General features: G+C 37.8%; 10 protein-coding genes. All 10 read left to right on the forward strand.

Translation table 11 applies throughout. The features are described from left to right. Nucleotides 1-759 (forward strand): EFR1 family ferrodoxin, encoded by a 759-nt coding sequence (locus EHW90_RS12370; RefSeq protein ID WP_124952991.1) that lies wholly within the window; start codon nucleotides 1-3, stop codon nucleotides 757-759. Nucleotides 760-878: 119 nt separating this feature from the next. Then, nucleotides 879-2,528, forward strand: coding sequence for a SulP family inorganic anion transporter (locus tag EHW90_RS12375; protein ID WP_124952992.1), 1,650 nt, complete (start codon nucleotides 879-881; stop codon nucleotides 2,526-2,528). Nucleotides 2,529-2,621: 93 nt separating this feature from the next. After that, nucleotides 2,622-3,248 (forward strand): lactate utilization protein, encoded by a 627-nt coding sequence (locus tag EHW90_RS12380; protein WP_124952993.1) that lies wholly within the window; start codon nucleotides 2,622-2,624, stop codon nucleotides 3,246-3,248. A 582-nt stretch (nucleotides 3,249-3,830) separates the two neighbouring features. Then, complete coding sequence (locus EHW90_RS12385) at nucleotides 3,831-5,159, forward strand: ABC transporter substrate-binding protein (protein WP_124952994.1); 1,329 nt, start codon at nucleotides 3,831-3,833, stop codon at nucleotides 5,157-5,159. A 64-nt stretch (nucleotides 5,160-5,223) separates the two neighbouring features. Continuing rightward, nucleotides 5,224-6,123 carry a carbohydrate ABC transporter permease gene (locus tag EHW90_RS12390; RefSeq protein WP_124952995.1) on the forward strand — a complete coding sequence of 300 codons (900 nt, stop codon included), beginning with the start codon at nucleotides 5,224-5,226 and terminating at the stop codon, nucleotides 6,121-6,123. 8 nt (nucleotides 6,124-6,131) lie between these two features. Continuing rightward, nucleotides 6,132-6,977, forward strand: coding sequence for a carbohydrate ABC transporter permease (locus tag EHW90_RS12395; RefSeq protein WP_060931894.1), 846 nt, complete (start codon nucleotides 6,132-6,134; stop codon nucleotides 6,975-6,977). 31 nt (nucleotides 6,978-7,008) lie between these two features. After that, nucleotides 7,009-8,016, forward strand: a complete 1,008-nt coding sequence (locus tag EHW90_RS12400; RefSeq protein ID WP_060931895.1) for a LacI family DNA-binding transcriptional regulator — start codon at nucleotides 7,009-7,011, stop codon at nucleotides 8,014-8,016. Further along, nucleotides 8,006-9,436: a glycoside hydrolase family 32 protein gene (locus EHW90_RS12405; RefSeq protein ID WP_124952996.1), complete on the forward strand. Its 1,431-nt coding sequence runs from the start codon at nucleotides 8,006-8,008 to the stop codon at nucleotides 9,434-9,436. The genes EHW90_RS12400 and EHW90_RS12405 overlap by 11 nt, the downstream gene beginning before the upstream one ends. 105 nt (nucleotides 9,437-9,541) lie before the next feature. Further along, on the forward strand, nucleotides 9,542-10,870 hold the full coding sequence (locus EHW90_RS12410; RefSeq protein WP_124952997.1) for a CAP domain-containing protein: 1,329 nt from the start codon (nucleotides 9,542-9,544) through the stop codon (nucleotides 10,868-10,870). A 79-nt stretch (nucleotides 10,871-10,949) separates the two neighbouring features. Then, on the forward strand, nucleotides 10,950-12,122 hold the full coding sequence (locus tag EHW90_RS12415; RefSeq protein ID WP_124952998.1) for a ComEC/Rec2 family competence protein: 1,173 nt from the start codon (nucleotides 10,950-10,952) through the stop codon (nucleotides 12,120-12,122). Nucleotides 12,123-12,125 lie beyond the last annotated feature (3 nt).

The following is a 12,125-nucleotide window of genomic DNA, read 5'->3' on the forward strand; positions in this document are numbered from 1 at the left end:
ATGATATTATACTTTAGTGCAACAGGTAACGGAAAATATATTGCAGAGCAAATTGCAGCAGAAACTGATGATAAAGCTATATCCATAGTGGATTGTATTAGGGAAGGTAAATACTTATTTAAAGATGAAAAAATATTGGGTATTATAACTCCGACGTATTTTTGGAGGCTTCCAAGAATTGTAACGGAATTTTTAGAAAAATTTACAATAGAGAATTGCAAATATACTTTTCTTCTTGCGAGCTATGGTACTTCTACCGGACAGCTGGTAGCTATGGCAAGAGAAATTTTAAAAAGAAAAGGTCAAAAATTTGATGCATACTACAGTGTGATAATGCCTGATACATGGACACCGATTTTTAATCTCTCAAATAAAGAGAGGGTAGAGCGGTGGCTAAATAAAGGAAAAGCTCAGCTTAAAACAGTTATTGAAAATATCAAATTAAAGAGATGCGGAGACTTTACCAAAAAGAAATTACCAAAGTTTGTGGCAGCATTACCGTCAGCATTTATGTATGCTACAGAAAGAAAGACAAAGAATTTATCTGTAAATAAGGATTTATGTATAGGATGTAAATTATGTGAGAAAAAATGTCCTGTCGGAGCAATAATTATGGAAGGTGAACACCCGGTATGGAAAGATGAAGAATGTGAGATGTGTTTAGGTTGTCTACATAGATGTCCGAAGTTTGCAATAAGCTATGGCAGCGGAAGAAGCAACAAACACGGACAATATAAGAATCCGTATACTAAGATATAATGTCGGATAATAAGTTTAATCTTTGTATACAAAGCTATTGTACAGTTTATTTTTTCTATGTTAGAATCATATGGTTCTAAGAGTAAATACTCAATTTTTTAGGACTTAAGGGAGGAAATGTGGACTTAAGTTATATAAGACCCAAGATTTTTGAAGCATTAAAAGGTTACACCGGAGAGCAGTTTGCAAAGGACTTGATTTCAGGTATTATAGTTGCAATTATTGCAATGCCGCTGTCGATAGCGCTTGCAATTGCATCAGGTGTAAATCCGGAGCAGGGACTTTATACGGCAGTGGTTGCAGGATTTTTTATCTCATTTTTAGGTGGAAGTATAGTACAAATAGGTGGACCTACAGCAGCATTTGTTATAATAATCTATGGTATAGTGGCTCAGTATGGCATGGCAGGACTTACAGTTGCCACCATAATGGCAGGATTTATGCTGATACTTATGGGAATCTTTAGACTTGGAGATTTGATAAAGTTTATACCGAAGACTATTACGGTAGGATTCACCTTTGGAATCGCTGTAAGTATAGTGGCAGGACAGATAAAAGACTTTTTCGGACTTGATATGGGAGCGGTGCCTGCAGAATTTGTGGAGAAGATGATTGCTCTTTTTAAGAACTTTCACACATTAAATATCGCAACTTTTTTAATAGGTCTTTTGGCGCTGCTTATTCAGATATTCTGGCCGAAGGTATCTAAAAAGATTCCGGGATCTTTGATTGCAATTATAGTTACAACTCTAATTGTAAAGTTCGGAAATCTTCCTGTAAAAACCATAGGAGATTTATATACTATAAAAGCCGGACTTCCAAAGTTTAGTGTACCGGATATATCACCTGAGCTTATCTCCTTGATGATTTCACCTGCATTTACCATAGCAATATTGGCTGCCATAGAATCCCTTTTATCCTGTGTGGTTTCAGATACAATGACGGAGAGTCATCACAGTCCTAATGCAGAGCTTATAGGACAGGGAGTCGGTAATATAATGTCTGCGCTCTTTGGAGGAATACCTGCTACCGGAGCTATTGCAAGAACCGCCGCCAATGTTAAAAACGGTGGAAGAACACCGATTGCAGGTATGATTCATGCAATTACACTTATGCTGATATTGTTATTCTTGATGCCATATGCATCGCTCATTCCTATGAGCTGTCTGGCTGCCATTCTTATTATAGTAGGCTACAATATGAGCGGATGGAGAAATGTGGTACATATAATAAAAACAGCACCTAAAAGTGATATTGCGGTTTTATTGATTACTTTATTTTTAACGGTACTTTTTGACCTTGTAATGGCTATAAAGTTCGGTATGATTCTTGCGGCATTTCTTTTCCTAAAGCGTATGTCCGATATTGCAAATGTACGCCAATGGGTGGATAAATCAGACTCGGATGAGTATGCACTGAATTCCGACCTTAAGGCTGTACCTGAAAATACAATAGTCTATGAGATTTTCGGAGCGTTATTTTTCGGTGCTACAAAAGATTTACTTAATATAGCAAATGAGGACGAAAAAAATGTACTGGTTCTTCGTATGAGAAATGTGCCTGCAATGGATATTTCAGGACTTGAAGCTTTGGAAGAATTACTTGGGATTTGCAAAAAAAGAAATATGACTTTAATATTGTCTCATGTAAATAAGCAACCGATGAAAGTAATGGAAAAGGCGGGATTCATAGAAAAAGCGGGAAGAGAAAACTTCTGTGAAAATATAAATAAAGCACTTGAAAGAGCCAAGGCTCTTGAGTGCAATTAGTATTTCTGATTTGTAAAAAAAGAGTTATAATCTAAATACTATTTCATATCAACGCTCAAATATATTGATAGTAATTAAGTAAGAGGAGAATATATGAACGAGAACTTAAAAAAGAGAAATGAAGTGTTGGCAGATACCGTAATCAAGGGTCTTAAATCCAGAAATATGACAGGGTATTATGCAAAGGATAAGGAAGAAGCACTTAAGATTGCTCTTGAGCTTATCCCTGAAAACAGTAAGATTGCAATGGGAGGTTGCATGAGTGCGCATGAAATCGGTTTGATTTGTGCACTTGAGCAGGGCAACTATAATTATATGGACAGAGCCAAGATGGAACCTAGAGAAGCTCTTTTGGCGGCTTATGATGTGGATATATTTCTTTCAAGCGCCAATGCTATGACAGATGACGGAGTGCTTGTAAATATTGACGGGAACTCAAACCGTGTATCATGTATTGCACAGGGACCGAAAAAGGTTGTTTTTATAGTCGGAATCAATAAGATATGTTCAGACATCGACAGTGCCATGAAGCGTGCCAGAAATGTTGCGGCTACCGCAAATACGCAGAGATTTGATATAAATACTCCTTGCAAGATTACAGGAAAATGCTCGGACTGTAAATCACCTGATACTATCTGCTGCCAGTTTTTGATTACAAGATATTCACGCCACAAAGACAGAATACATGTAATCTTGGTTAATGATAGTTTGGGATTTTAAAAGTGTGTAATATATAAAATATGTACCCTCTTTACCGAATAAAACGGTAAGGAGGGTAATTTTATATGCTGTAGTTATGAATACAAGGTGAAAGCAATATAATCGTATGAAAATAAGTAATTAAAGAAATTTAGGACAGGATTAAAACGTGAGTTCTTTATTATAAAATTCAAGAGAGGGTATGCATAGAAGAGGTCTGCGAGTTCTATACCTTAAAAATAAGGATAAATGCCTATACGATATCAGAAACTACAGCTTATTAAGCAAGATAAAACTTGGAGATATATAACCAATCATAAAGACATAAATAGGGATATAAAGTATGAAAGCAGTTTAAAATAACAGTAATAACTATTGATAAAAAACTAACAAAAATATGTTTTAAATAAAATATTGACATTTAATTTGTATGTGATAAAATACAAATAACAGATATGGAACGCGTTCCACAAAGAGAGACAAAAATAAAATTGCCAATATTTACTATAATAATATATAAAAATTGGATGATTTATCGATATCTTTGTGAAAGCATGAGGTTTTGCTACTGCGGTAGTAATCAATTATTGAGGAGGTTATATAATGAAAAAAGTTTTAACAACTTTAGGTGTTTTGGCACTTGGCGGTATGCTGGCGGCTTGTGGAAATAATGCCGGTGCGACAAAGCAGGCGGATGCAAGCAGTGAAGGAAGTTCACAGGCTGCAGAGAGTAAGAGTGCAGACGGTGTTACCAATGTAACTATTTGGAGCCCGACAGATACTGCAGCTATTGAGGCTTGGTGGGTAGAGAAGATTGATCAGTGGAATAAGGAGAATCCTGATATTCAGGTAAAGAGAGAGGCTATAGACAGAGCTGATGCATATGCTTATGAGAATAAGATTACAACAGCTACAACCTCAGGAAATCTTCCTGATATTCTATATGTAGACGGACCTATGGTTTCATACTATGCGGCAAACGGCATTACAGTTCCGCTTGACAGTTATTTCCCTGCGGATGATCTTAAGGACTTTATGCCAAGTACGGTACAGGCCGATACATATGACGGCAAGCTTTATGCAATAGCCCCTACAGAGTCATCGGTAGCACTTTTCTATAATAAGGACTATCTTGATAAGGCAGGTATACCATATCCTTCAGATACAGATATTAAGCAGGCCTGGACATGGAGCCAGTTCCTTGACAATGCAAAGAAACTTACAACATCCGATTATGTAGGAACAAATATTATTATGGACAAGGGTGAGGGAATTATCTATGCACTCGGTTCATTCTTTACAGAAGCCGGAGCACAGTTTGTAAGTGACGACGGATCTAAAGCTGACGGATATGTAAATTCGGATGCAAGTGTTAAGGCGGCAGAGTATCTCAATGAGTTCATTAAGAACGGATACGCAAATCTTGATCCTGTAAAGGATGAATTCCTTAACGGTAAAGCCGCTACATTACTTGGAGGTTCATGGAATATAGCAGATCTTGAAAAGTCAAATCTTAACTGGGGTGTTTCATACTTCCCTGTAGCGGATGACGGAAAGGCTGTATCTCCTACAGGAGACTGGGCGGCAGCTATCACAAAGGATTCTAAGAATCCTGATGCGGCAGGTAAGTTCTTACAGTGGGCAATGAACAGCGATAATATTGCATCTTATGCAAGTGCGGTTGCAAAACCTGCATCAAGAACATCATCTTATGATAAGATGGAAGGCTGGGACAGCGGTGCAAGAGCACTTATGAAGTGGCAGTTACAGAATACAGGTGTATCAAGACCAAGAACACCTTCATACTCAGTACTTTCAACAGATTTCTCAACAGCTATGCTCAATATATTCTCAGGTTCGGACGCTAAGGAAGAGCTTGACAATGTAGCAAAGAACTTTGATGAGAATTATGAAATGTACTATAAGAAATAATTTCATACTATTGTAGTTTGGAAGGCTTGGCATATTGCCAAGCCTTTTGTAGAAAGGAAGTAATATGGAGGCCAAGCTAAGTAAAAAGAGTAAAAGAGAATACGGTGATAATTTGGCAGGATTTATAATGTCCTCACCTGCACTTATTCTTTTGATTGCTTTTTTGATAATTCCGATTATATATACAGTTTACTATTCATTCTTTACTTATCAGGTAGTGCGTCCTGATAATATAAAATTCAATGCTCTTAACAACTATGCAAAACTTTTCAAAGATGCAAACTTTTATGTAGCGTTGAAAAATACAATATATTTTACAGTTATTGTAGTACCTGTGCAGTGTATATTGGCATTGGTTCTTGCACTTATGGTATCAAGTAAGAAAAAAGGTGTCGCAGTATTCAGAACACTTTATTACAGTCCACAGATAACATCAATGGTAATTATCGCTGTACTTTGGACAATACTTTATAACTCTAATGCCAATACAGGACTTATAAATGCATTTTTAAAGAGCATAGGTTTACAGCCTATTGACTTTTTGAACAATCCGAAGACGGCTATGAATTCTATTATATTCATGTCGGCTTGGCAGGGTGCGGGATATCAAATGATGATCTTTATTGCAGGACTTAATGCTATACCTACAGAGCAGTATGAGGCTGCAAGTGTGGACGGAGCGGACTGGTTTGCAAAGCTTATATATGTAACTCTTCCGGGACTTATAAATACGATTAAATATGTACTTATGATAACACTTATACAGGCTATGAAGCTCTTTACTCAGCCATATATTATGACAAAGGGCGGACCGAGAAATGCTACAAAGACATTAGTTTTTTACATATATGAGCAAGGTTTTCAAAAGGGTAATTTCGGTTATGCCTGCAGTATAGCTACGGTGTTCTTTATTATAGTTGTTACACTGTCAATTGTGGTTAAAAGGATAAGTAAGACAAATTAGGAGGGAATATGAATAATAAAAAGATAAATAAAGTGCTTGGTAATGTTATATTTTACCTCGGCAATATTGTAGTGGGTCTTATATTTGTATCTCCGCTTCTGTGGATGCTTGCTTCATCATTTAAGCCTGAACTTGAGATCTTCTCAAACTTGAACTCACTTTCTACTTTTGTACCTGCTCATTTTACTTTGCAAAACTATGTTGAGGTATTTCAAAGATTAAAAGTATTCACAATATTAAAGAATACTTTGGTTTATATAGGGATAGTACTTTTTGGCGATTTGTTACTGGGCTCAATGTTCGGTTATGCACTTGCCAAATTAAAGTACAGATTTAGAGGTATAAGTCTTACGCTTGTAATAGCGCTTATGTCAATGCCGGTTGAAGCTATTATACTTCCGATGTATATTGAGATGGCACAAATCGGCTGGGTAAATACAATGCTCGGTCTTACAATTCCGTTTATGATGAATTGCTTTTCTATATATATGTTCTATTCATACTTTATCAGTATACCTGACGAGCTTATAGAAGCTGCAAAGGTAGACGGATGCGGACCTATAAGAACATATTTCAGTATAGTTATGCCTATATCAAAGACTGTATTTGCTACAGTGTTTATACTTGATTTTGTATCAAGATGGAATGACTTTATGTGGCCTTTCCTTATTACTACCGGAGAGGAAAAGAGAACGGTGCAGCTTGCAGTACAGATATTTGTGGGAGTAAGCCCTATACACTACGGTGTTATTATGGCGGTATTGACACTTGCATCAATTCCTATGATTATAATGTATATATTCATGCAGAAATTTTATGTAGAAGGTATTGCATCTACAGGAATTAAGGGTTAAATTTTAACTTGAATATGTAGATGGAGGGGTTATGTCAAGTATACAGGAGGTTGCAAAGAAGGCAGGAGTAGGAGTAGGAACGGTATCAAGAGTAATCAATGACAGCGGTTATGTCTCGGATAAAACCAGAAAAAAAGTGGAAGATGTTATAGCGGAGCTTAATTATAAGCCGAATGAACTTGCCAGAAATCTTTTCAGAAATAAAACCAATATTGTGGCGGTGATTACACCGGCTATAGGAAATCCGTACTATGCTACTCTTTACAGTGCGGTTGAAAACAGACTCAGAAAGTATGGCTATAAGACAATGCTTTGTAATACTATCGGAGAAGCTACAAATGAGGAAGCGTACCTTGAGATGCTGGAGAGAAATATGGTGGACGGAATAATCACGGGAACACATACACTTGATTACAGTATCTATAAAAAGCTGAAGGGTCCGATAGTAGGATTTGATACTCCTAAATTAAATGATGATATTTTGGTGGTAACTGTGGACCATGAAAAAGGCGGTAAGTTGGCGGCAAAGGCTTTGATAGAGAGCGGTTGTAAGGAAGTATTACAATTTAGCGACGCAACTACCAAGAACTATCCGTTTATAAAGAGACATAGGGCATTTGCAAAGGAGATAAAAAAAGCGGGAATTACAGCCCGAGAGTATAAACCGCTTATGGACAGGTTTGACTATGAGTATATTGAGGAAAATATAGAAGAGGCATTCAAACTTTATCCGAATGTTGACGGTATATTTGCAACCGATACTCATGCGCTTTTATATATGAAAAAGGCATTAAGCCTTGGCAAGAGAATTCCACAAGATTTGAAAATAGTGGCATATGACGGAACTTTTATACTGGACACAGCATATCCGAGTCTCAGTGCCATAGTTCAGCCGATTGATGAGCTTGCAAAGGCGGCTGTGGACAGTCTGCATGCTATTATAGAAGGCGAGAGGGTGGACAGAAAAACAAAAGTACTTGATATATACTTTAGACAGGGAATGACTACAAACAGGAAAGAAGATTTATATGAACAATAAAGAAAGAGCTGACGAATATTTCAGAGAAAATAAATCAAAAATAAAGGACATTGACAGACCGGTGTACCATTTTACGCCTGATATCGGTTGGATGAACGACCCGAACGGTTTTTCATATTTTGACGGCGAATATCATCTGTTCTATCAGTATAATCCATATGATATAAAATGGGGGCCGATGCACTGGGGGCATGCAAAGAGTAAAGACTTTGTAGACTGGGAAAGATTGCCTGTGGCATTGGCACCTGATGATGAAATAAAGGGACAGTGCTTTTCAGGTACAGCTATAGTTGAAGGGGATAAGCACACATTGATATATACTCTTCACAATGACGATAAAGAAGAGCAGGCTGTAGCCATAGGTGACGGAACCGAATATAAATGTATTTCAAATGAAGCTGCGATTAAGACGGAAGATTTACCGGAGGGTTTTAGCGGAGTTGACTTTAGAGACCCTAAGATATGGAAGGAAGACGACATATACTATTGTATAGTAAGTGCCAAAAATGACGAGGGTCTTGGAACTATACTTTTGTTTGAATCAAAGGACTTGCTTGAATGGAAGTATGTAGGAATACTCTTTGAGAACGACGGAAAGTACGGTAAGATGTGGGAATGCCCGGATTTTTTTATGCTTGGTAAGAAATATGTACTTGTAATTTCTGTAATGGAGATGAAAGCAAAGAAGAGGAAGTACTTTAACGGACATCAGGTAATATACTTTGTCGGAGATTATGATAAGAAAAGTCATAAGTTTATTCCAGATACCAAGGGAAAGACTCTTGACTTCGGATTTGATTACTATGCTCCGCAAAGCTTGTATGCAGACGGTAGGACTTTATCAGTTGCGTGGCTTCATGACTGGGGCAATGATTTGACTCCTGAAGGTGCGAAGTGGTGCGGACAGATGACTTACCCGAGGGAGATTATACTTAATGGTAAGAATATTTATCAGATGCCGGCAAAGGAGCTTGAAAGTGATTATAAAAACAGATATAGTACAAGTTTTACTTTAAATAAAAATGAAAAATATGTAGATGAGGATTTGAACTCAAGAGTTGCAAGATTTGACTTTGATATTACAAATGTTGATGCAAACAAGCTTACTATATTCTTTGCGGCTGATGATGATTACAATTCATTTATAAAGATAAATATGAAAAAGCGAACCGCAAAGTTTTCAAGGAGATTTTCTTATCTTTCCAAAGATGCAATGGATGAGAGAAAGATAGATATAGATATTTGTGACGGAAAGCTGTCTTTGTGTGTTCTGATTGACAGATATAGCATTGAGATTTTTATTAACAACGGAAAACAGGTCCTTACATCAAGGATTTATACACCGCTTGATGCAAATGAGATAAGATTCTTGGCTGACGGCAAGGTAGATATCAATGTATGTAAAAATGAGATAGAGTAATTTATAATAAAAAGAAATCGCTTATAGTACTTGAACATGTTGATACAAAAATGTTAATATAATACATAACAGTATTAAAATCGTTTTGTGATTTTGGAGGTGTTTATGAATTTGATTAAGAAATTATTATGTTCAGTTTCGGCTGTAGCGGTTTCGGCACTTTTGGCGCTACCTGTTATGGCCGCAGATGCACAGTGGAAGAGAAATGATAAGGGTTGGTGGTATGAGGAGGCGAACGGAGCATATCCTACCAACCAATGGAAACTGATAAACAATAAGTGGTACTACTTTGACAATATAGGTTATATGCTTGAGAATCGTTGGGTAGGAAACTACTATGTAGGTGCTGACGGTGCCATGCTTGTAAGTACATCCACCCCTGACGGCTATTATGTTGATGCTACAGGTAAGTGGGTAGAGGGCATCAAGAGGACTGTAAATATAAGCAAGAGATCCGGCACAAGCTCAGGCGGCGGCAGAAGCGGCGGTTCAGGCAGAAGCTCAGGTAGAAGAAGTTCAGGCGGATCAGGCGGAAGTTCAGGAGGCGGTAGAAGTTCAGGCGGTTCATCAAGCGGCGGAAGCTCAAGCGGAAGTTCAAGTAGCGGAAGTTCGGGCGGTTCAACGATTACAACAAACACAAATACCGGCAATACAGGAAGCAATACAAATGCAAATACTTCAGGAGGCAATCATCAGGTAGTTACTCCGAATGCATCAAATAATAACAATGCAAACACAAGTACAAATATCGGAAATACTTCTGTAAATACACAAAACAATAATGTGGCAAATACAGGTAATAATAACACTCCAAGCACAGTGGTTACTCCTAATGCTTCAAACAATGCGGCAAATACCGTTACACAAGTTTCAAGTGAGGAGACGAGAGTTATTGACGCGCTAAAGGCAATGGGAGTGAGTGAAAAGGAAGCTAAATTGTATTATATTATCAATGCTTACAGAGAGAGTCAGGGACTGCAAAAGCTTTCATTCTCAAAGTCACTTACAATTGTTGCAAGAACTCATGTATCTGACTCAAATACCTATACGCCTGAAAATCAGAGAGATTCAAGAGGTATGCAGGGTAATCTGCACAGCTGGTCAAACCACGGCAGCTGGACACCGGTGGTATACACATCCGATCACGAATATGCAGCCAATATGTGGAGTAAGCCGAGAGAGTTGACTTCCTATACCGGAAACGGATATGAGATTTCTTCATGGTATAGCGGCAATATAACTCCTGAGGATGCACTTGATCTATGGAAGAATTCATCAGGACATAATGCCGTAATGACAACACAGGGAAATTGGTCAGATTTAAAGACTATGGGTGTTGCGATAGACGGAAAGTATGCACATGTATGGTTTGGAAGTGCTGCGGATCCGGCAGGATATTATGATGTGGCGAATTATCAGGTACTTCATCCTTAATGAGACAGGTACCTTACAATACGGTTAATACTACAATGAGGCTGTCAATTTTGGCAGCCTTATTTTAATAAGGAGTGAAATGAAAAAGCATAAAAGATTTAAAGGCTTATTTTTATGTTTGATAATCTGCATGGCCTTTACCTTTATAGGATGTAGAGGAAGGGCGGCGGTATCAAATACCGAAGTCTCAATGACTGAGGCTGTGGAGGATATTAAAACATCGAAGTTTTCCATGCATTTTATAGATGTGGGACAGGGAGATTCCACGCTCATAGGTTGTGACGGTGAGTGGATGCTTATAGATGCAGGAGATAATACAAAGGGTAGTGCCGTGCAGCTTTATCTTAAAAAGGCGGGGGTATCAAAACTGAAATATGTTATCGGAACACATCCTGATGCTGACCATATAGGCGGTATGGATGTTATAATCACAAAATTTGACTGTGAAAATATCCTCTTACCTGATAAAAAGAGTGACAGTAAAGAATATGAAGAATTAATTGATGCTATAAATTATAGAAATTATAAGATTAGTGTACCTAGGGTAGGAGAAAAATTTTCCTTGGGAAGTGCAGACTTTACAGTACTTGGGCCGATAAGTAAGGCTGAGAGTAACAACAATAACTCTATTGTAGTTAAGGTAAAATATAAAGATACTTCATTTTTGCTTTCAGGAGATGCAGAGAGTGAGGAGGAACAGGAAATAGTAGATTCAGGGGCGGATTTAAAAGCGGATGTTTATCACGCAGGGCACCACGGCAGCAATACATCTTCAAGCAGCGAGTGGTTAAAGAAAATATCACCTAAGTATGTGGTGATAAGCTGCGGCAAGGGTAATACTTACGGACATCCGCACAGGGAAGTGCTGGACGAGTTTAAAAAGATTGGCGCGAAGGTTTACAGGACTGATGAACAGGGAAGTATAGCGTTAAGTTCTGACGGAGTGAAACTGTCATGGAATGTAAGTCCTTCAGATACATGGAAGTCGGGCTATGAAAATGCAGGTACAAAGGATGTCGTAAAAAATAAAGCCGATACAGTGCCTCAAAGGAATATGGCGGAAGATAAAACAACGGAGCCGGGAAACAGTCTTGAAATGACCTATATACTTAACAATAACTCACTTAAGTTTCACTATCCCGACTGTAAATCGGTACCTAAGATAAAGGATAAGAACAAGGAAGAAGTAAAGACTACAAGGGATGAGCTTATAAAAAGAGGTTATGAGCCTTGTAAGATATGTAATCCTTAGATA

It is taken from the genome of Lachnoanaerobaculum orale (genome assembly GCF_003862485.1).
Taxonomy (GTDB): domain Bacteria; phylum Bacillota; class Clostridia; order Lachnospirales; family Lachnospiraceae; genus Lachnoanaerobaculum; species Lachnoanaerobaculum orale.